Below are 21631 nucleotides of genomic sequence, written 5' to 3'. Positions count from 1 at the left end.
CCGCCGGGAGGATCCCATGACCGATCTCGACGACCGCTGTCTCGACACGTTCCCCGAGTGGCTGCGCAGCCTCGCCTCGGACGCCACGGATCTGGCGGGCCTGCTCGCCTCGCCGGACAGCCCGGAGGCCACGCGCCGCTCGCTCGCGGGGGGCCTCAACTACCTCTTCAAGTCGCTCGACCTCATCCCGGACGGCATCGAGGATCTCGGCTTCCTCGACGACGCCTTCGTGCTGCGCGTCGCCGCGTCCTTCGCCGCGGCGGAGAGCCCGGAGCTGCGCGACCAGGCGCCGGCCCTCGCGCGGCTCGCCCGCGACGCGGAGCTCATCGCCGAGCTGCTCGGCGGCGACTACGCCCGGCTCAAGGGCTACGTGCGCTCGCTGGAGAAGGGCGCCGCGCGCGGCCGCACCGTCGATGACATCCTCGGCGACGAGCAGGTCCGCACCTCGTTCATGCACGAGATCACCGGCTGGGCGTCGAGCTACACCGCCCCGAGCTTCAGCCGCGACGCGAAGAATCTGATCAAGCTGAAATCCTTCCTCTCCGCCAAGCTCCCGGCCTGATCGCGCGCGCCGAGGCGCCGCCGCAGCGCGCCGCGGCGCGTCCGCCGCCCGCGTAGTACACCCCCCGCTCATCCCCCGGAGGATCGCGTCCGATGTCAGCCGCTCCCCGCCTCACTGCGCTGCTCGCCGCATTGCTCGCCGCGGGCTGCGACGCCGACCGACCCGCCTCGACGGCGCACAGCCCTGCCGCCGCCGCCTCGTCTCCGGCCTCGCGCTCCGCCGAAGCCCCGGCCGCGCCGCCGCCCGACGCGGATCGTTCCTACGCCTACCCGGCCGCCGATCGCGTGGTCGCCATCGGCGACGTCCACGGCGACCTCGCGGCAACGCGCGCGGCCCTGCGGATCGCGGGCGCGATCGACGGCGCGGATCGCTGGATCGGCGGCAAGCTCGTGCTCGTGCAGACGGGCGACGAGCTCGACCGCGGCGACGGCGAGCAGGAGATCGTCGACCTCTTCGATCGCCTCGCCGTCGAGGCGCGCGCCGCCGGCGGCGCCGTGTACGCGCTGAACGGCAACCACGAGGTCATGAACGTCCAGCTCGATTTTCGCTACGTCACCGAGGGCGGCTTCAAGGACTTCGAGGACGTGCCCGGGCTCGACGCGTCGGGCCCCCGCCTCACGCCTGTGCCGCCCCCCGCGCGAGCCCGCGCCGCCGCGTTCGTCCCCGGCGGTCCCTACGCCAAGAAGCTCGCGGCGCGCGACGTGATCATCGCGGTCGGCGACACCGTCTTCACGCACGGCGGCGTGCTCCCGGCCCACGCGCGCTACGGCATCGCGCGGATCAACCGCGAGGTGCGCGCGTGGATGGAGGGGAAGAGCCCCTCCGCGCCGGCCGTGATCGCGGCGGAGGACAGCCCGGTGTGGGCGCGCCTCTACTCGAGCGAGCCGCCGCCGAGCCCGGGGTCGCCCCCCTGCGCGGCGCTGGACCAGACCCTCGCGGCGATGTCCGCGAAGCGCATGGTCGTGGGCCACACGGTCCAGAAGCACGGCGTCACGTCGGCCTGCGGCGACAAGATCTGGCGGATCGACGTCGGCATGGCGTCGCATTACGGCGGAAAACCAGCAGCGCTGGAGATTGTCGGTGACACCGTGCGCGTCTTGACGGCCGACGCAACGAAGGCAACCTCGGCAACCGAGGCGGCCGACGCGCCCAGCGCAACCAGCACGATCAACGCGACCAAACCGAAAAAATAGACGCAATTGTGAGAAAACCCCAGCGCCGTCCGCAACGCGATCGCGCTCGTGCATGTCAACAAGAGCGGCGACATGCGCTGGGGGAAACGTGAGCAGCCACGAGAAGCCGCCGGGCGCGCCCCGAGCTCCATTGACGGGCGCAGCGAGAACCGGATAACGTGAATAGCAAACTGGGGTTCTTCGATCCCCAGGGGAAGGGAATCAGATGCCCGAGCGACCGCTCGCGCTGATCCACGAGGCGAATCTGAGCGACGGGGTGCCTACCCTGACGCTCGGCGAGCGGCGCCCCCCCCTTCCGGTCCCCCGTGCTGCGCCCGCGCTCCTGAGCCGGAGCCGGCGTGGCGAGCGCTGTACCGCGTGGCTCGACGCGGGGTGCGGCTGATGGACGACGACGAGCTGCTGCGCGCCCTGACGCGCATCGCACAGCGGGATCCGACGACCGATCCGCGCTGGCGCAGGCTCGCCGAAGAGACGCGCCCGGAGGACGCGCCAAACGCTCCGGAAGACGCCGCGAACACCGCGGCGCGCTCGAGCGCCGAGCGGGAGGAGCGCGAAGTCCGGCCGCCCCTCGATGACGAGACCCGCGCCCGGCTCGCCGACCAGCTCCTTGCCCAGCTCCGGGAGCCGCGCGGCGGTGCGCCCGCGGCGTCTTCGCTGGCGCGTCCAGCGGTCGATCGGAAGTCCGGGATCCGCTTCCGGTGCCCCGAGGAGTGGGACTGCGATGCGGAGGAGGCGAGCGATGCCGCCGATGCCCCGCCGCTGGGCGCGGACGCCGACTCGCTCAGCGGGACGAGCGCGCCGTCCACCACGGACGCGCCCGTCTGTCGCGCGATCGACGGCGAATCGGTGCCGCCCGGGACATCGGAGCCGCCGCGCGATACGCGCCCGAGCGCGGCGCCCGGGCAGCCTGCCCAGCGCGCGCAGGACGGCGCGGACGCCATCGCCAAACCGCCGCGCAAGGGCCTGCCGTACCCCGAGCTGGTCGTCGAGCGGCGGACCGCGCGGCGGACGGCTCCGGCGGCGCGGGCCCGGGCGGCCGTGGGTGTGGTCGGCTGGGTCGTGTCGGCGGCGCTCGTGTCGCTGCTCGCGCTGCGGCCCGCGCCGTTCGCGCCGGGCGCCGCCCCGCTCCCCGACTACACGCTCGCGACGACCCTCGGCGACGGCCCGCAGCAGGGCGATCGCGAGCCGGGCGCCACGCGCCACGTCGGCAGGGGCGAAAGGCTCACGATCGCGCTCTCGCCCGACACGCGCGTGCCAGCGCCGGTCGCGGTAAGGGCCTTTCTGGTGCAGGGCGGGAGCGCGCGCCCGTGGTCCGTGGAGCTGGCGCTGGATGGCGTCGGCGGCGCGAGCATCTCGGGCACGCGCGAGGCGCTGTTCCGGGACGTCGCGGTGGGTCCCTGCGAGGTTGTCCTGGTGGTCGGCCACCCCGACGCACTGCCAGGCCCAGACGACGCGCTGCCTGACGAGGACGCCATCCACCTGGCGGGCGGCCGGCTCCTGCGGCAGCGATTGTTCCTTGACTGACCGCCGCCTGCGCGCATGAGGTAGCCCGTCCTTCCCCTGGCGGGGAGGTCCGCCTCGCCCGCGGGCCTGCGGCGCGCGCTCGACCCGGCGCGCGCCGCTGTCCCTGGCCGGGAAGGGCAGAGGGCATCACGCATGAACCGACGGATGTTCAAGAGCAAGATCCACCGCGCGACCGTGACCCACGCGGATCTGCACTACGAGGGCAGCGTCACGATCGACGCCGACCTCCTGGAGGCCGCCGACATCCTGCCGTACGAGGCGGTCGACATCTGGAACGTGACGCGCGGCTCTCGGCTGACCACGTATGCGCTCGCGGGGGCGCGCGGCTCGGGCGTCGTGTGCATCAACGGCGCGGCGGCGCACCTCAATCAGCCCGGCGACCTCGTGATCATCGCGACGTTCGCGGACATGGACGACGCCGAGGCGCGGCGGCACACGCCGCGCGTGCTCCGCGTCGACGGGCGCAACCGCCCGCTCGCCGACCAGCCGCCCGAGACGCCGGGGCCGCTCGCGCCCAACTGAGCGGCGGGGGCCAGCCGGGCGCCTCGCCCGAGGCGCCGGCGCCGCGCGCCCGGCCAACCAGCGGAGCGCGCGCGTTCACTCGGCGAGCGACAGCGCCCGCGCGAGCGGCGCGCGGGCCAGCCGGACGAAGCGCGCCGAGAGCCCCACCGCGACGGCGATGAGCCCCGCGGTGAGCCCGAACCAGAGCCCGCGGACGCCGAGGTCGAGCCCGAAGGCGAGCCCGATCGACAGCGGCAGGCCGAAGGCCCAGTGGGCTCCGAGGTTGGCCCAGAAGGGGAACCGCACGTCGCCCGCCCCGCGCAGCGCGCCGGCGGCGACCGCCTGGACGCCGTCGAACAGCTGGAAGAGCGCGGCGATGCGGAGCAGCGGGACGCCGATGGCGAGGACGTCGGCGTCCGGGGTGAACGCGCCGATGAGGGCGCGAGGGAACGCGGCGTACGTCGAGGCGCTGACGCACATGAGGCCGGCGCCGAGCAGGAGGCCGAGCACGCCGGGGCGCAGCGGCGACCGGCCCGCGCCGACCGCGTGCCCCACGCGGACGGCGGTGGCTCCGCCGACGCCGATGGCGCCCATGAACGTGAAGGAGGCGAGCCCGATGGCGATCTGGTGCGCCGAGACCACCGTCGCGCCGAGCCGCCCGGCGAGCAGCGCCGTCATCCCAAACACGCCGACCTCGGCGAGGAGCTGCAGCCCTATCGGCACGCCGAGACGGTAGACCACCGCCACCGGCACCGCGCCCTCCTCTTCGCGGGGCGCCGCGCGCCGGCGCCCCGCGGAGAAGAGCACGATCGACGACAGCACCGCGCTGGCGAGGCTCGCGGCGAGCCCCGCGCCGAGCGCGCCGAGCTGCGGCAGGCCGAGCGGCGGCAAGCCTACCCAGCGCAGCGCCTCGTCGCCGCGGACCATCAGGTTGCAGGCAACGACGTTGACCGCGTTCGCCGCGATGACGGCGACGAGCGCGGGCCGCGTCGCGCCGTGGGCCTGGAGGAAGTTTTTCCCGGCGAGGAACACCGGCCAGAGGAAGATCCACAGCGCGTGGCCGAGGATGTACCGGCGCACGCCGGGGACGAGCGCCGGATCGACGCCCATGGGCGCGAGCGCGAAGGTCGCCGCGAGCGCGGCCCCGAACGCGACGGCGCTGACGAGCAGGCTCGCGCGCAGGGTCGCGCGCAGCGCCGCCCACGCCTGCCCCGGGCGACCGGCGCCGATCGCCTGCGACGCGAGCGGATCGACCGCGGCCGAGACGCCGATCCCGAGCGCGTTGCTCGTGTGGACGAGCGTCCTCCCCATCGCGCAGGAGGCGAGCTCGTTCACCGAGACGCGCCCCACGATCGCGACGTCGACGAGCGCCATCGCGACGAGCCCCGCCTGCGCCACCGCGATCGGCAACGCAAGGCGCGCGAGGGCGCGCAGCTCGGACCGCGTGCTGTCCGCGGCGAGAGGGGCGGAAGCAAGGTTCAAGGGTTCACCGGCTCGACAAAGGGGCGCCACCATAGCGCGCCGGGGTGGGAGCGCTCGCCGGAGGTGGGGCAAAGGCCTAAAAGATCAACAATTACGTAATTTTACCGATAAAACGAGCGAGCCGACTCGAGAAGAGAAGAAGAAAAAAACGCAAAGGCGCAAAGGCGCAAAGACGCAAGGGAGAGAGATAGAACCTCTCCCAGCTCCGGGCGTCGTCTTCGACGGACAGCACATTTCCGTGCTTCGGCCGTCGCCGTGCGCCCATCAGCGCTCACTCATTTTTCTCTCTTTTTTGCGCCTTGGCGCCTTGGCGCCTTGGCGGTTTTTCTTCTTCCCGCCGCGCGTCGCTCCGCCCCCTTCGCGCGCGCCCCAGGCCTCACCAGGCGAGGTGCGCCCGCCCGTCGAGGTACACGCGCTGCGCCTCTCCAAGGCCCGTCGACTCGCCCTCCACGACGCGCAGGATCCCTGTCGCGGGCCCGAGCGCCACATCCCGCCCCGCCTCGAAGCGCTGCATCCGGACCAGGGCGCGGTAGGCCTTGTCCAGCAGGAGGGCCCGCTCGCGCGACGGCGCCACGAGGTACGCGAGATCGCGGTCGCCGCCGGGCGCGCCGCGCCGCACCTCGGCCTCATCGAGCGCGCCGCCCGGGAAGAAGCGGGCGAGCATCTCCGCGTTCCCGCGGTAGTCGTCGGCGCCGTGGGCGCGGCGCAGGTAGGTCAGCACCTCCGGCTCCGCGTGGCCGGCCTGCGGCACGTCGGGCATGCCGCGCAGGTCCTGGTGCCGCCAGCCGGCGGCGCCAGGCACCTTGCGCGCCAGCGAGAAGGTGTGGTCCACCGTCACCCCCACCGCGCCGTGGCAGCCCATGCACGCCCGGTGCTCCTCCGCGGTCTGCAGCCGCAGCCGGCCCTGCTCGTCCTCGATGAACGCCTGGATCTGCCAGCCGAACGCGTTGCGCAGGCCGACCTCGGGCCCGCCCGGGTGGAACGGCGGCTGCCCCTCCGCCTTCTCTTCCGCCTCGCGCTCGTACGCGCGCGCGATCGCCCAGTCGTCCGGCTCGTCGACCTTGCGCGCGTAGCGCAGCTCCTTCATCCGCGCGGCGAGCAGCGCCGGGCGATCCGGGTCGAGGTACCGCACCGAGTGCAGGAGCTCCGCCCCACGCGGGTAGAGCCACGCCCGCACCGGTACGCCGGCCGCCCCGCCGGCGTACCGCGCGGGCAGGCGGACGACGCGCGTCACCGCGGGCTCGAGCGCGCCGTCGCCGTCGAGATCGAAGCCGGCGAGGAGCTCGCTCACCGGCTCCACCTCCCGCCCGGCGGCCGCCCCCGCAGGCCCGGCCGCGCCCTCCCTCGGCAGCGGCGACGGCGACGCGATCGCCGCCTCGAGCAGCGCGAGGTTCAGCTTGTACACCTCGCGCGACGGCGCGCCCGAGGCGTCCTCGCGGAACGCGGCCGGCAGCCGGAGGAACACGTCGCCGGCGCTGCCGTTCGTGGGCCAGAAGCTGCCGGGAAACGGCTTGTAGCGGACCGCGCGGAAGCCGCTCCCGTCGCGCGCGAAGCCCTCCTCGTCGAGCCCGGCGCCGAGGTCGAGATCCGGCACGTAGCCCGGGTAATCCCGGCGCGCGGCGAGCGCCTCGCGCAGCGGCGCGTAGTTGTCCTCCCGGATGTACTCGAGGATCTCCGCGTCGCTCGTCCGGGCGGCGGCGGCCGAGAGGTCCTCGAGCAGGTTCGTCCAGGGGTTCTTCCGGGCCGCGTCCGAGAAGCTGTAGTCGCGCTGGAGCTCGTGATCAGCGAGCGTGTTCGGGCCGATCCCGATCGTGTGACACGTCCAGCAGCCGTTCGCGCCGCTGGCCGTGGTCGCGTAACACATCGGCGGGATCGACGCCTCGGGGTTGCCCGCGTGCCCGGCGCGCGCGGCCGCGGTGGCGAGCGGGTCGTAGCCGCCCCCGCCGCAGCGCGCGCCCGCGGCGAGGACGGCGGACACCGCCGCGAAGGCCAGGGGCGCGGACAGCAGGCGCGCGCGGCGGGCGGGCATGGCGGCGATCACTCGGGCAGGAAGGTGACCGCGATCACGCTCGACAGGGAGGCGTCGCCCTTCGGCCAGGTGCTGTAGGCGTTCTCGCCGGGGTGCTGCACCGACAAGAAGATCGTGCCCATGTCGGGCGTGAACGACGGGCCGGTCGCCTCCGCGTCGCTCGGCAGCCCAACGACGCGGAACGCCTTGCCGAAGCTCGGCTGGGTGACGCCCGGCTGGCCCGCGCGGTGGGCGGGGTCGAGATCGAGGTAGTAGAAGGCGTCCGCGTGGGCGGCCACGCCGAAGTTGCCGTCGGTGCCGAACCACACGCCGCCATTGCGGTCGAGGAGCAGGTTGTCCGGGCAGGAAGCGTCGAAGTCGCCCTGCCCCTTCGAGCCGTGCCACACCTCGAAGTAAAGGAACTCGGTCGACGCGCCCGGGTTCGCGGCGTCGGACTCCTCCAGGGCGAAGATCGAGCCCACGGCGTCCGCGCGCTTCGGAGACTGGGTCGCGTGGGTCGCCGGATCGTACACCGCGCCGTCCTGATTGAGCGACGTCTGCCCCGTGTGGTTCGTGAACGCCACATAGAGGCGCGGCGTGCCGCTCGGGTCGCGCGGGTTCCACTCGATGTCTTCGGGCCGGTTCAGCTCCATGATCCCGACCTTGTTGCTCACCGTGAACAGCGCGCGCCAGACGTCGTAATCGGTCTGGAAGCCGCCGATCCGGTTCCAGGTCACGTCGCGCAGCGCGTCGCCGACGGTCTTGGTCGCATCGCCGAGCGCGGCCGCGTTCGGCGCGATGGCAGCGCTGTCGACGGAGATCTCGATCCACTGCCCCGTGCCCGGGGCCGCCTCGGTCGGGGCCGCGTGGGTCGCGACCAGCGTGTTGCCGGTCGTGTTGTCGAGCCCGGCCATGTGCGCCGCGTAGAGCTTGCCCTCGTCGAGCAGCGCGCGGATCGCCGCGCGCGTCATCCCGGCCGTGTACGTGCCGCTGGTCACGTACTTGTAGATGCGGCCGCCGCGGCGATCGTCGGTCCCGTAGACCACGATCGGCCGACCGGGCACGAGCCTCCACGCGTCGTCGACCGCGAACGTCGCGGCCTCCCAGCGGGCGCGGCCCATGAAGCCGAACTTCTTGTGGCCCGTGCCCGGCTGCGTCTTGCCGTCGTACTCGCCCGCGGGCTGCCCCGGGTCGATCTCGGTGAGGTAGCCGTAATGGTCGCGCGGCTGCCGCCCGTTCGGATCGGAGATGCGCCCGAACTCCGCGCTGGTGCTCGCCTCGAAGACCGGGCTCACCGGCGCGCCCGGGTCGAAGCCCCGGCCGGTGAGGAACCGCTGATCCCCCGACCAGTTCGCCTCGAGATCACCGTAGTAGTCCTGCACGTTCTCCTCGGCGGTGATCACCGTGCCCCACGGCGTCTGCCCGCCGGCGCAGTCGCCCATGATGCCGGCCACGAGCCCGCCCGCGAGCGCCGCGCCGGTCGTGTCGTCGTGGCCCGGACTCGAGAGCTCGTGCCCCGCGAGGCGGCTCAGCGTCTTGCTCGTCGCGTCGTAGCGGACGGCGCTCCCGCTCCGGTCGATCGACCACGCGCCCGTCGCCGGGTCCTGCACGGTCCGGAGCCAGGAGCCGCCGACCTCCTTCTTTTCCCAGCGGATATAGGTGTCGACGTCCGCCTGCGACCAGACGTTCGACTCGACGTCGTTCGTGAGGACACCGAGCTTGCGCAGGTGCCGGGCCAGCGTGAGGTGCTGCCCGGTCGGCGCGGAGCTCGCCGTCGGGCTTCGTCCGGAGACGTACTCGTGGTTGACCCAGAGCCACCCGGCGGTGGCGGAGCCGTTCCACTGCGGCGCGTCGCCCGCGGTGGCGGCCCACCCTTCGCCGAAGAACGCGGTGTAATCGTTGTTGGCGCCGAAGCGGGGCGCGTCCGGCGCGGTGCTGAAGGTCAGCGGATCGAGCCAGGTCACCACGATATCGGAGCGCACGCCGGCGAGCGCCCGGATGGTGTCGGTCGCGGCCGCGCGGAGCGGGAACTGCTCGCCCTCGGGCAAGTTGCCCGTGGCGAACAGCGCGACGCGCTCTCTCACGTAGTCCCCGAGGTTCGCGGCGGTGCTCCACACCGGCGCGTCCTCGCCGGGCGCCCCGGGCTCCCCTGGCGCTCCGGGCTCACCGGGCGCTCCGGGCTCACCGGGCGCTCCGGGCTCACCGGGCGCCCCCGGCTCCCCGGGCGCTCCGGGCTCACCGGGCGCTCCGGGCTCCCCCTGCTCCCCGGGCTCCCCTTGGTCCCCGGGCTCCCCCTGCTCCCCGGGCTCCCCTTGGTCCCCGTTCGCGCCGTCCTTGCCCGGTGCGCCCTGTTCACCGGGCGCGCCGGGCGCGCCCTTCGCGCCATCCTCGCCGCAACCGCTCCCGATCGCGGCAAGGCCGCCTGCGAGCACCAGAAGCAACGCCGTCCTCAGGGTCCGCCTCGTCATCATTTCCTCGTCTCCGCCGGGTAATGGCCGCAGACGATGCCTGGCGACGGTGGCGCCCCAATGCCCCTCACGCGACGAGTTGTTGTCAGAGATCCCCTGACCCGCGATCAGGCGTGTCATGAGCCCCACACGACAGGCGGCCACGGGCCGGGGCCACGGCGAAGATGCCCTCAGAGGACCAGCGGAGCCGCGTTGCTCTTCATGACCGCACAGCCGTCATGAACGCGCGGCCGTCGTCGCTGCGCTACTCGTCATCCTCGTCGGGCACGACGACGTCTTGACCGAAGCGCGCGCGCGCCTCGAGCAGATCCCTGTCCGAGATCCAGGTGCGCTCGCAGCCGAGGAGCGGCTCTACCTGATAGACGTCCTTGCGCTGCTCGCCGTGTCCGTCTTCGAGGACCCGGACTACCTCGTGATGGAGGCCGCAGGTGGGGCAGAGCGCTCGCATGAAGGGTCACTATAGTGCGGGCACGCAGGGCGCAAGGCCCTCCCCTGCGCGCCGTCGACCGCGGAGCGGCGTCGGGCGGCGGGGGAGGTCAGCGCGTGAGAGAGGGGAGCGCCAGGGCGCGGGGAGCGCCGAGCGCGAGAGGAGACGCCCGGCTCAGGCCGTGGCGCGAGCGCCGGCAGCGTCGGTCGCCTTCTCGTCCGACTTGATCCGCATCCCGTAGAAGGAGCGGTACACGAACACCATCGAGAGCACGAAGAAGATGCCCGCGAGCACGAGGCTCGTCCCGCGGTCGATCTCGATCGCCAGCTCGACCGCGAGGAGGCCGAACAGCGTCGTGAACTTGATGATGGGGTTCATCGCGACGGACGAGGTGTCCTTGAAGGGGTCGCCCACGGTGTCGCCGACGACCGTCGCCGCGTGGAGCGGCGTGCCCTTCTCCTTCAGCTCCACCTCGACGAGCTTCTTCGCGTTGTCCCAGGCGCCGCCGGCGTTCGCCATGAAGATCGCCTGATAGAGCCCGAAGAGCGCGATGCTGATGAGGTAGCCGATGAAGAAGAACGGCTCGAGGCAGGCGAAGGCGAGCGTCGAGAAGAAGACGCCGAGGAAGATGTTGAACATCCCCCGCTGCGCGTACTGGGTGCAGATCTCGACCACCTTCTTGCTGTCGGTGATCGAGGCCTTCTCCACGCCTTCGAGGCGGATGTTCGCCTTGATGAACTCGACCGCGCGGTAGGCGCCGGTCGAGACCGCCTGGGTCGACGCGCCCGTGAACCAGTAGATGATCGCGCCGCCCGTCACGAGGCCGAGCAGGAACGGCGGGTGGAGCAGCGAGAGCTTGTCCACGTTCGTCGTCAGCTTGTTCGTGAGCACGACGATGATCGAGAAGATGAGCGTCGTCGCGCCGACGACCGCCGTCCCGATGAGCACCGGCTTGGCCGTCGCCTTGAAGGTGTTGCCCGCGCCGTCGTTCTCCTCGAGGTAGTGCTTCGCCTTGTCGAAGTTCGGGGTGAAGCCGAAGTCCTTCTTCAGCTCGGCCTCGACGTTCGGGACGTTCTCGATGAGCGAGAGCTCGTAGACCGACTGCGCGTTGTCGGTCACCGGGCCGTAAGAGTCGACAGCGATGGTCACCGGGCCCATGCCGAGGAAGCCGAACGCCACGAGGCCGAAGGCGAAGACGCTCTCGGCGATCATGAGCTGCCCGAGCCCCTGGGCGGCGAAGTAGGACGAGATGCCCATCAGCGCGACCAGGACGAGGCCCATCCAGTACGCGCTGAAGTTGCCTGCGGTCAGGCCCGACAGGACGTTCAGCGAGGGGCCGCCCTCGCGCGACGCGGTCACGACCTCACGGACGTGGCGCGACTCGGTCGAGGTGAAGATCTTGATCATCTCCGGGATGATGGCGCCCGCCAGCGTGCCGCAGGTGATGATCGACGAGAGCTTCCACCAGAGCGTCGTGTCGCCGCCGAGGTTCGGGATCATGAACGCCGACACGGCGTAGGTGAGCGCGACCGACACGATGGAGGTCAGCCAGACGAGGCGGGTCAGGGGCGCCTCGAAGTTCATCTTGTCGGCGTCGCCGTAGGACGCCTTCGCGATCGCCTCGTTGAGGAGGTACGAGCCGATGCTCGCGAGGACCATCACGATGCGCATCACGAAGATCCAGACGAGCAGCTGGACCTGGACGGCGTGGTCGGAGACCGCGAGGAGGATGAACGAGATGAGCGCGACGCCGGTCACGCCGTAGGTCTCGAAGCCGTCGGCGCTCGGGCCGACCGAGTCGCCGGCGTTGTCGCCGGTGCAGTCGGCGATGACGCCCGGATTGCGCGCGTCGTCTTCCTTGATGTTGAAGACGATCTTCATGAGGTCCGAGCCGATGTCGGCGATCTTCGTGAAGATACCGCCCGCGATGCGGAGCGCGGAGGCCCCGAGCGACTCGCCGATGGCGAAGCCGATGAAGCACGGGCCAGCGTAGTCGGCGGGGATGAAGAGCAGGATCATCAGCATGAGCATGAGCTCGGTGCTGATGAGGACCGCGCCGATGCTCATCCCGGCCTTGAGCGGGATCGCGTACGTGGGGAACGGCTTGCCCTTGAGGCTCGCGAACGCGGCGCGCGAGTTCGCGAACGTGTTGATGCGCATGCCGAACCAGGCGACGCCGCAGCTGCCGGCGATGCCGACCAGGCTGGCCAGCAGGATGACCACGACCTTCGCGGCATCCATGTGACGCAGCACGCCGAAGTAGAGAACCATGACCGCGCCGATCAGGATCTCGAGCATCAGGATGAATTTGAACTGCGTGACCAGGTACGTCTTGCAGGTCTCGTAGATGAGCTCCGAGATCTCCCGCATCGCGCGGTGCACCGGCAGCTTGTTCAGCTGCGAGAAGGTGACGAGCCCGAACACGAACCCGAGCGCGCAGACGCCGATGCCGCCCATGAGGAGCGTGCGACCGTCGATGCCACCGAAGGACTGGGTGCCTAGGTCGGGGAGGATCAGATCGGATTCACTGGCGCTGGCGAGCCCGCCGCTGAGCAGCAGGGCAAGCGCAGCGAGCCCGGCCAGCATCGGTGCGAGCCAGGCCTTGTGGGACCGGAGAACGTTCATGGACGGTGTGCCTCCATCGCAAAATCCGAGGCAGAGGACGGCGCCATCGCCGCCTGCTGCTTCGTGGTTCCGAGGGGTTGGCCGCCTGCGTAAAGGGGAAGGGGACCGGCGCGCTGCCGGAGGGGCTCTTGCTCTAACGCCGACGCTTCAGCACAGCCTCGTCCCTCGACGACCGGAGGGTGTCGGAGTGCCCAGAGCTGCCAGGCATGCCTCCACCGTGACCGGACCCCCGAGGCGCGCGCTAGCTACCATGCACCAGAGACGCCGTCGAGAGGGCGCGATGCGCGCCCACGACGAGAAGGCCTGTCAGCAGCGCGACGTCAGGAGATCACGTAGGGAGATTACGTACGATGGTGGGAGATTACGTACGATGGTGGGAGAAGAAACGAGCACTCACGACCGAACGCTGTCGCACGCTGTCGCGTCCGGTCGCATTCAGCTGCGCTCGGACGCTTTCAGCTGCGCTCGATCGTGTTCAGCTGTGCTCGGCCCTGTTCAGCTGCCCAAGGCCGCGTTCCGCTGTGACCGGTCGTGTTCAGCTGCGCTCGACGGTGTTCAGTTGCGCTCGGTCGCGTTGTTCAGCCGGCGATCCGAGCCGGAGAGCCGCTGATCCGAGCCCGAGTCCGCGCCAGGGCTGGCGTGGGACGTGAGGAGCTCCGCCACGAGATCCCGACACTCCGGCTTGTTGCGGAGGTGGCTCAGCAGCAGGTTCGAGGCCTCGCTGAACGACTTCTCGTAGGCGAGCCCCTCGCGCGTGCGCGCCGCGACGCGCTCGCGCCCCTGCGCCAGATCCTCCTCCAGGGCCTCGGCGTAGCGGGCGAGCTGGGCGCGGAGCTCGTCGATCTGGCGGCGCAGGTCGCGCGCGTTCGCCTCGCGCGTGTTCTTCTTGTGCTCGTAACGCCCGAGCTGCTCGCGCTTCGCCTGCGCGGTCGCGCCGGCCGCGCCCGCGCGCTCGTAGACGAGCGGATCGTGGTTGCCCTGGCGGACCGCCCCGTCCGCCAGCTGGCGCGCGGACAGCGCGAGCTTCTCGGCGGCGGCGAGCTCGACGCGGACCTTCTCGACGTCCTCGCCGTCGGCCATCGCCTCGCGCATCACGCGCGACTCCTCGTGCGCGAGCTCCTCGACCTTGCGGCCGATCTCGGCGCGCAGCGCGCGGCCGCGGCGCTCGAGCGCCTCGAGCTTGCGGGTGAGGCTCGCGACCTCGCCCTCGAGCTTGTTGGCGCGCGCGGCGAGGTCCCAGGCCTGCGCAAGGCCGTTCTGGACCTCCTGCGGCACCTGCCCGGACGGGTAGGCGCGGGAGACCATGCGCGAGAACAGGGCCGCCCGGCTGGCCCACTCGATGACGCCAGCGCTCTGCGGCGGCGGCGGCGGCGGCGGCACCGGCACGCCGTCGCTCCCCTCGACCTCCCACGCGTGGGCCGGGAGCCCGCGCTGGAGCGCCTTCAGCTCCTCCTGGAGGTGGTGGGCGTCGCGGTAGCGCTTGCGGATGTCCTTCTCGAGCAGGCGCAGCACGATCGCCTCGCCCTGCGCGTGCGCGTCGGGGCGGATCGAGCGGGGCCGCGGCGGCGCGTGGGTCCGCTGCATCTCGAGGAGCGTGTCGCGGTCGTTCGCGCGGAACGGGAGCTGCCCGGTCAGCATCTCGAAGAAGAGCACGCCGAGCGCGTAGAGGTCGGACTGCGCCGTCGCCTCCTCGCCGCGCGCCTGCTCGGGCGACATGTACTCGGGCGTCCCGAAGACCGCGCCCTTCGGGGCGAGGCGCGGGTCGCGCGCGATGGCGGCGAGGCCGAAGTCGAGGATCTTGACGAAATCCTTCCGGCCGCCGCGGTGGGTGAGCAGGATGTTGTCGCTCTTCAGGTCGCGGTGCACGACGCCGAGGTCGTGGGCGCGCGCGAGAGCCGCGCACATCTGCTCGAGGATGTCCACCGATCGCGCGATCGGCATCGGGCCGCGCGCGAGCTCCGCCGAGAGCGGCGTGCCGACGAGGTATTCCATGACGAGATAGAGCTCGCCCTCCTCGGTCTCGCCGATGTCGTGGATATCGATGATGTGGGCGTGATCAACGCGGTTTGCCGCGCGCGCCTCGCGCAGCATCCACGCGCGGAGGTGCGTCTCTCCGCGGAGATCGGGCCGGATGAGCTTCAGGGCGACGACCCGGTCGATCAGCACGTGGCGGGCGCGATAAACGACGCCCATGCCGCCTTCGCCAAGCCGTGCCTCAAGCCGGTACCTGCCGGCCACGACCTTGCCGATCAACGGATCGGTGCTCGAAGCCTTGGGACCTGCCGGTCGCTGAATCGCGCGCTCCATGGTGCCTTCGTTTCTCCTCAGCGCTCCCCAGAAGAGCCGTTCTCGTCTCTCAGGGCCCTATTGCGCTGTGCGGTGAGTCGGATCGCTCGCTGAACGTATCCGGTTTGAAACAGCTGGTCTACGGGCCCGCGGTAGGGTTGCGATGAATCTCGTGTGAGCTCCGTGTGGAGGTGGGGTGGGAGACCGGCGCCGATGACGCGCTCGTCTCGTCACGCCGCACGATAGGCCGAGCGGGCGGGCTCGCCTCCGCGGACGGCCGTTCGGGCGGGGTGGCCTCCGCGGACGGCCGTACGGGAGGAGGGGCATCGCCTTGCGGACGGGCGCTCGCCGGGCGAGGATCGAGGGGTAGGCGACAGACGAAGCGCGCGCCGTGGACCGAGGCCGGCGCTCCGCGGCGCGGGTGTCCGCCGCGGCTGTCGTCGTCTTCTTCTTTTGGTTCTGGTTCTGGCGCGAGGGCGAGCGTGCCGCCGTGCCGCCGGACGATCTCGGTCGAGATGGACAGCCCGAGGCCGGTCCCCTGCCCTCGCGGCTTCGTTGTGAAGAACGGATCGAAGATGCGCTGGGCGAGGTCCGGCGGGACGCCCGGCCCGCTGTCCGAGATCGCGACGGCCGCCATGTCCTCGTCGACCCAGGTCTCGATGCAGATCGCCGGCTCGCCGGGCGCGCGCGGCGCCGCGCCGCCGCCGGAGGCCCCCTCCTCTGCCGGCGCGGCGGGCGCCGGCGGCGCCTCTAGCGCCTGGATGGCGTTGACGAGCAGGTTCATGAACACCTGGTTGATCTCGCCGCCCCGGCAGGTGACGGGCGGCAGCTCGCCATAGCGCCTGATCACCTCGATGCGCGCCTGCCGGAGCCGCGGGCCGAGCAGGAGCAGCGTCTCCTCGAGCCCCGCGTGCAGGTCGACCGGCAGCGGCTCCCCCGAGACGCGCGAGAAGCTCTTCAGGTTCGTGACGATGCGGACGCTGCGCTCGACCGCGCGGTGGACGAGGGTCGAGATGCCGACGAGATCGTCGAGCGCCGCCTCGGTCTGGAGCCGCTCGCGGAGCGCCTCGAGCGCGCGGCGGCGGTCGCCCGGGAGATCGCGCTCCGCCTCGCGGTACGCGTCGAGGACGGCGCGGAGCTCCGCGGCGCGCTCCTCGATCGGCTGGGCGGCGCCGGCGATGGCGTTCAGCGGGTTGTAGATCTCGTGCGCCACGCCGGCCACGAGCTCGCCGATGGAGGCGAGCCGCTCGCCCTGGATGAGCGCGGCCTGCGTCCGCTTCAGCTCGGACAGGGCGCGCGTCAGCTCGGCGGTGCGCGCGGCGACGTTCTCCTCGAGGCCGGCGCGCTCGGCCTCGAGCTCGGCGATCGTCCGGGACAGCGCCTGCCGCATGCGCTCGACGCTCTCGCCGAGGCCCACGACTTCCTTCGGCCCTGACAGCCGCGGCACGGCGGCGTCGAGCTCGCCGCGCGCGACCTCGTCGGCGGCGCGGGCGAGCCGCGCCATCGGCCGGGAGAGCTCGCGCGCCGCCCGCGCGACGACGCCGAGGGCGGCGAGGACGAGGAGGGACAGCGAGGCGAAGAGCGCGGCGATGGCGTTGAAGTCCTCGTCGAACGACGAGCCCGTGGCGAGCGCGCGGTAGAGGCCGATCGAGGAGAAGAGCGAGAGGAGCCCCGTGAACAGGAGGGGCAGCCCGAAGTCGCGCAGCATGCGCCGCCGGAGGGGCGTCGGGGGCGCGCCGCCGTGCTCGGGCGCGCCCGTCCAGGCGCGCAGGAGGTCCACCGCGCGGGCAACCGAGTCCTTGTGCCAGGCGCGCTGGTAGAACGAGACGCCGAAGGCGAAGAGGGCGCCGAAGCCGAGCTGCATGAGCGCGTCGGCGACGCTGGAGGTGGCGCCGACGCGCACGTAGGCCATGCCGATCGCGGTGCACCCGAGCCACAGCGCGAAGTTCAAGGAGGCGAGCACATCGGGGAGCCGCTCGGCGCGGGCGAGGCCGCGGCCGAGCAGGGCGCGGTCGCCGGAAGGGCCGGCCGCGAGGGCGGCCACGATCGGGCGCGTGGCGGGGCGCACGGCCAGCGTGAAGCCGAGGGTGCCGGAGAGGGCGAGGAGGGGGACGACCTCGAACCACGCCTGGAACACGACCTGGCTCTGGGTGCGGAGGAACGCGACGCAGAAGAGCAGCATGACGTGCCCGCCGACGATGCCCGCGGTCGCCGCCGACTCCGCGAGCCTCGGCCGGAGCGCCGCGGCGAGGGCGCGCGCCGAGGCGGCGTCTCCGGCGCCGCCCTCGACGGCGCCTTCGCGGAGCAGGGCGCGGTAGATCGCGCGGCGCATGCCGCCCGCCATGATGCCGAAGGCGACCGCGGTCACCAGGAGGCCGAGCCACGACGGCGGCGTCGCGCGGCCGATCCCGAGCGGCCCTGGCCAGGAGGGGGGCGCGGTCGGGGCGCCTCGTAACGCGAGCGGCAAGACCGCGAGCGGCCACGAGAGGGTGCGGATCGCCGCGGCGACGGCGACGCCGCGGTCGCCGCGGCGGGTGAGCGCGCCCGAGAGCGCGGCCGAGGCGGCCAGGGAAGTGAGCAGGAGGATCGCCGGCCACGGCGTGGTGAGGGCGGCGGGGACGACGGCGGAGAGGAACAGGAGCGCCGAGAACAGCTCCCAGCCGGTCGCGACGAGCTCTGCGCGAACGCGCGGGGCGCGGAGCGCGGCGGGCGGGGGCGGCGGCGGCGTGGTCACGAGGCGGGCGGCATGGAAGCGCAGGGCGCGCGCCCTCGCAACGGCGCCCCGGCCCGCGACGGGGCGCGCCTCCGCGCGTCAGCGGCCGGGGAGGCGCACGCCCGGGAGGACGGTGCGGCGCTCGACGACCTCTTCGAGCGCGTCGGCGTCGATCAGGAGGTGCGCCCGCAGGCTGTCCTCGATCGCCGAGAACACCTTGCCCTGGTAACGGATCTCGCGGCCCGGCCCGGCCGCGAGCCAGTAGTTGCCGCCGGGGCCGCTGCCGTCGCCGGCCGCGCTCGGGCTGGCGAGGAGCGGCTCCGCGTTGCCGGGGAACGGATCGGGCGGGGTCGCGAAGCCCGGGAATGACGGCGCGGGCGGCGCGGACGGCGCGGGTTCGAAGCGCTCGGGGCCCGCGGAGAACGTGAGCGACGCGCCGGGCTCGAAGCTCACCGACAGGGCGCCGCCGCGAGCGGCGACCACGACGCCGGGCGTGCGCTCCTCGACGACGACCTCCTCGATGACCTTTCCGGAGACGAGCAGGAGCTTGTGGCTGCTCGTCACCTGCGAGCTCTCGGCCGTGAGCTCGCGGCGCAGCGCGATCTGGTGCGAAACGTAAAATTGGAGGTTCTTCACGTCGCTGTCGCTCAGATCGTGCTGCACCCGGAGCTCGTGCGTGAACGGGACAAGGCGGGGGCCGCAGCCCAGGAGGAGGAGCGCAAGGAGCGCCAGGAAGAGCGGGGCGGACGGCGTGGACAGGCGCCGGCGCGCCGCGGCGTGGGTCGTGTGGACAGAGAACGGCATGGAAGCCCTCGTGGAGGAGGCCTCGGCGAGATCGCCGCGGCGCACCTCATTCTTCTCTTCGCAACGCGGCGGCCGGGCGCAGCTTACAGCGGGCCAGCGAGCCGCTCGCCGCGAGGGTGCCTGGCGACGCCACGGCGGAGTCGCCGCCGCCTCGGGGGCGCGTGACGGGAGGAGGCGCTCAGCCAGCTCCCGGACGATCGGCGATGTTCGCCAGGTGCTGTTTCAGCACGTCCGTGCGGATCGGCTTGACCAGGTGCACGTCAAACCCGGCTTCCCGGGTCCTGCGGCGGTCCGCTTCCTGGCCGTATCCGGTCATCGCGAACAGCGATAGGCCCGCGAGGCCCGGAATGCGACGCAGCGCGCGCGCGACGTCATACCCTGTCATGCCCGGCATGCCGATATCGAGCAGCACCACGTCCGGCTGGAGCTGCGCCGCGAGCTCGAGCGCTGAAGGACCGTCGAACACGGCGTGCACGTCGTTGCCCATGCGCTTCAGCAGCAGCGCCATGCTCTCGGCCGAGTCGCGGTTGTCGTCGACGACGAGGACGCGCAGCTTGCGTCCGGCTTGCGTTGCGGGCGCGCCCACCGTCGACGGCGCGAGAGGGCGCGTCTGCCGCGGCAATCGCACGATGAACTCGCTGCCGCGGCCGGACCCCTCGCTGAGCGCCTGGACCGTCCCGCCGTGCAGCTCGACCAGCCGGCGCACGATCGTCAATCCGAGGCCCAGCCCGCCCTCGGCGCGATCGAGGCTGCGATCCCCCTGCGTGAACAGGTCGAACACCTGCGGCAACAGCTCTGGCGATATCCCCACACCGTTATCGCGGATACGGAGCGTCGCGTGCGCGTCGTCCGCCTCCAGGGTGATCCGGATCGAGCCGCGCGGCGGCGTGAACTTCGCCGCGTTGTGCAGCAGGTTGCTCACCACCTGGGTGAGCCGCGCCAGGTCGCCCTGGACGACGGCGGGCGGCTCGGCGGGCAGCTGCACCTCGAGGGCCTGCTCGCGCGCGTCGATCCAGGTCCGGGACGCTTCCGCCGCGCGCGTCACGACGTCGGCGAGATCGACGCGCTTGGACTCCAGGGCGATCTTGCCGCGCGTGATGCGGCTCACGTCGAGCAGGTCGTCGACGAGCCGCACGAGCTGACCGACCTGCCGTTCCATCAGGCCGGCCGCCCAGACGACCTGGGCGTTGTCCTTGCCTTCGAGCTGGAGGACGCTGGTCGCGTTGGCGATCGGCGCCAGCGGATTGCGCAGCTCGTGCGCCAGCATCGCCACGAATTCCTCCATCTGGCGCGCGTTGAACTCCATCTGTTCGAGGCGCTTTCGCTCGCTCAGGTCGCGCGTGATCTTGGAGAAGCCGCGAAGCTCGCCGCTCGGGCCGTGGATGGCCGTGACGAGGACGCTCGCCCAGAACGCCGAGCCGTCCTTGCGCACGCGCCAGCCCTCGTCCTCGAAGCTGCCTTCGCGCCGCGCGCTGGCGAGCACCATCTCTGGCCGGCCGCGCTCGATCGCCTCGGCCGGATAGAAGCGCGAGAAGTGCGTGCCGATCACCTCTTGCGCGGAGTATCCCTTGATCCGCTCCGCGCCGGCGTTCCACGTGGCCACCCGGCCCTCGGGGTCGAGCATGAAGATGGCGTAATCCTTCACGCCTTCGACCAGCATGCGGAAGCGCTCCTCGCTCTGCCGCAGCGACTCTTCCTGGCGCTTGCGCTCGGTCAGATCGCGCGTGATCTTGGCGAAGCCGCGCAGCTCACCGTCGGGGCCGTAGAGGGCCGTGATGATGACGTTCGCCCAGAACATCGAGCCGTCCTTGCGCACGCGCCAGCCTTCGTCCTCGAAGCGGCCTACGCGCCGCGCTTCGGCGAGCTCTGTCTGTGGCCAGCTCCGCTCGATCGCCTCGGCCGGATAGAAGCGCGAGAAGTGCGAGCCGATCACCTCTTGCGCGGAGTATCCTTTGATCTGCTCGGCGCCGGCGTTCCACGTGATCACGCGCCCCTCGGTGTCCAGCATGAAGATGGCGTAGTCCTTCACGCCTTCGACCAGCATGCGGAATTGCAGATCGGCGCCGAGCCCCGTCGGATCCATGCGGCACAGCCTACAGCATGGTTACACGTTCGCCATGCCATGCTCTCCCTTCCTGTCCTGCTCTCCGCGTCCGCGAGCCGTCATCGTGGCGGCCGGCAGCGGCGAGTGACGAGCACAGCAATGGCCCTATGAGCCGGCCTCGAGGGCGCCCGCTGGCGGCCGCGCAGGGCAGCCGCTACCCGCTGGAGCGGTTCGAGAGTGCAAAGACGGACTCATCGATTGTGGAGCCATCGAACGTGTCCAGTGCGAGCCACCCGACCTCGAGGGCACCGGGTTGATCTTGCCAATCAGCTCCGGGAGCGCGCGGCGCCGATCCGTTGCCGACGCCCGGTGGCTCACGCTCGAGTTGGTGTGCGTGCGTGTCGCGGGCGAAGAAACGCCGGTGTATCCTGGCCGGTGTACGCTGAGGCCGCCGCGAGCATCCCCGCCGCGACCGCTCCAGAACGAGCACGATCATGCATCCTGACCCCTGGCACCTGGTCACCAGACAACCGGACTACGTCCTGGCTTCCTGGCACCAGATCTTCTGTGTCATCTGGCGCCGCGAGACGACCGAGGACGGCGCGCGCCACCTGAGGGACGCGTGCGCGGAGTTCGCGAAGAAGCACCCGCGCGGCATAGGGCTGCTCACCCTCGTCGAGAGCGGGGCGTCGTTGCCGCCGGCGCCCGCGCGCAGGGCGATCGCGAGTTTCCTCGCGGAGGCGAGCGCAACCATCAGGTGTTCAGCGGTCGTCTTCGAGGGCTCGGGGTTCCAGGCGGCGATGGTTCGCAGCGTCGTGACAGGGCTCACGCTCATTGCCCGCCAGCGTTATCCGCACAGGGTATGTGACATCCGGGAAGCCTGGCAGATGTTCGCAGAGCTCCTGACCGCGGCGTCGGGCGACGCGGTGAGCGAAGCCGCGTTCCGGGCGTCGCTCGACGCCCTGCGCGAGGACCTCCGCCGGACATGAGCCGG

General features: G+C 72.0%; 14 protein-coding genes. 5 read left to right on the top strand and 9 right to left on the bottom strand.

Going from position 1 to position 21631, the window contains the following annotated elements:
- Window positions 1-16 precede the first annotated feature (16 nt).
- From WME79_RS04890 to panD, 4 genes are all read left to right on the top strand, one after another.
- On the top strand, window positions 17-562 hold the full coding sequence (locus WME79_RS04890; protein ID WP_272100287.1) for a DUF1232 domain-containing protein: 546 nt from the start codon (window positions 17-19) through the stop codon (window positions 560-562).
- Between the two features lie 92 nt (window positions 563-654).
- Window positions 655-1755, top strand: coding sequence for a metallophosphoesterase (locus WME79_RS04885; RefSeq protein ID WP_437532547.1), 1101 nt, complete (start codon window positions 655-657; stop codon window positions 1753-1755).
- A gap of 357 nt (window positions 1756-2112) precedes the next feature.
- Window positions 2113-3279: a hypothetical protein gene (locus WME79_RS04880; RefSeq protein ID WP_437532545.1), complete on the top strand. Its 1167-nt coding sequence runs from the start codon at window positions 2113-2115 to the stop codon at window positions 3277-3279.
- 132 nt (window positions 3280-3411) lie between these two features.
- Complete coding sequence (gene panD, locus WME79_RS04875) at window positions 3412-3801, top strand: aspartate 1-decarboxylase (RefSeq protein WP_437297999.1); 390 nt, start codon at window positions 3412-3414, stop codon at window positions 3799-3801.
- A gap of 75 nt (window positions 3802-3876) precedes the next feature.
- Here the strand turns inward: panD and WME79_RS04870 are convergent, their stop codons facing one another.
- From WME79_RS04870 to WME79_RS04830, 9 genes are all read right to left on the bottom strand, one after another.
- Window positions 3877-5262 (bottom strand): MATE family efflux transporter, encoded by a 1386-nt coding sequence (locus WME79_RS04870; RefSeq protein ID WP_437532542.1) that lies wholly within the window; start codon window positions 5260-5262, stop codon window positions 3877-3879.
- Between the two features lie 376 nt (window positions 5263-5638).
- Window positions 5639-7291, bottom strand: a complete 1653-nt coding sequence (locus tag WME79_RS04865; protein WP_437532539.1) for a hypothetical protein — start codon at window positions 7289-7291, stop codon at window positions 5639-5641.
- Between the two features lie 8 nt (window positions 7292-7299).
- The gene (locus WME79_RS04860) at window positions 7300-9741 is read right to left on the bottom strand and encodes an alkaline phosphatase PhoX (RefSeq protein WP_437532536.1); all 2442 of its coding nucleotides are present in this window, start codon (window positions 9739-9741) and stop codon (window positions 7300-7302) included.
- Window positions 9742-9982: 241 nt separating this feature from the next.
- On the bottom strand, window positions 9983-10186 hold the full coding sequence (locus WME79_RS04855; RefSeq protein ID WP_437532533.1) for a hypothetical protein: 204 nt from the start codon (window positions 10184-10186) through the stop codon (window positions 9983-9985).
- Window positions 10187-10339: 153 nt separating this feature from the next.
- Window positions 10340-12790, bottom strand: a complete 2451-nt coding sequence (locus tag WME79_RS04850) for a sodium-translocating pyrophosphatase (RefSeq protein ID WP_437532530.1) — start codon at window positions 12788-12790, stop codon at window positions 10340-10342.
- A gap of 555 nt (window positions 12791-13345) precedes the next feature.
- The gene (locus tag WME79_RS04845) at window positions 13346-15097 is read right to left on the bottom strand and encodes a protein kinase domain-containing protein (protein ID WP_437532528.1); all 1752 of its coding nucleotides are present in this window, start codon (window positions 15095-15097) and stop codon (window positions 13346-13348) included.
- Between the two features lie 118 nt (window positions 15098-15215).
- Window positions 15216-17810, bottom strand: a complete 2595-nt coding sequence (locus WME79_RS04840; RefSeq protein WP_437532525.1) for an ATP-binding protein — start codon at window positions 17808-17810, stop codon at window positions 15216-15218.
- Between the two features lie 78 nt (window positions 17811-17888).
- Window positions 17889-18593: a DNA-directed RNA polymerase gene (locus tag WME79_RS04835; RefSeq protein ID WP_437532523.1), complete on the bottom strand. Its 705-nt coding sequence runs from the start codon at window positions 18591-18593 to the stop codon at window positions 17889-17891.
- Window positions 18594-18771: 178 nt separating this feature from the next.
- Window positions 18772-20676: a hybrid sensor histidine kinase/response regulator gene (locus tag WME79_RS04830; protein ID WP_437532520.1), complete on the bottom strand. Its 1905-nt coding sequence runs from the start codon at window positions 20674-20676 to the stop codon at window positions 18772-18774.
- Window positions 20677-21131: 455 nt separating this feature from the next.
- On the opposite strand from WME79_RS04830, the gene WME79_RS04825 reads away from it, so the two are divergent.
- A complete protein-coding gene (locus tag WME79_RS04825; RefSeq protein WP_437532517.1) occupies window positions 21132-21626 on the top strand; it encodes a hypothetical protein in 495 nt (164 codons plus the stop codon).
- Window positions 21627-21631: the final 5 nt, after the last annotated feature.

Source organism: Sorangium sp. So ce726 (genome assembly GCF_051521405.1).
Taxonomy (GTDB): domain Bacteria; phylum Myxococcota_A; class Polyangia; order Polyangiales; family Polyangiaceae; genus Sorangium.
The sequence above is the reverse complement of the archived record's forward strand: the minus strand, read 5'-3'. Positions and strand labels throughout refer to the sequence as shown.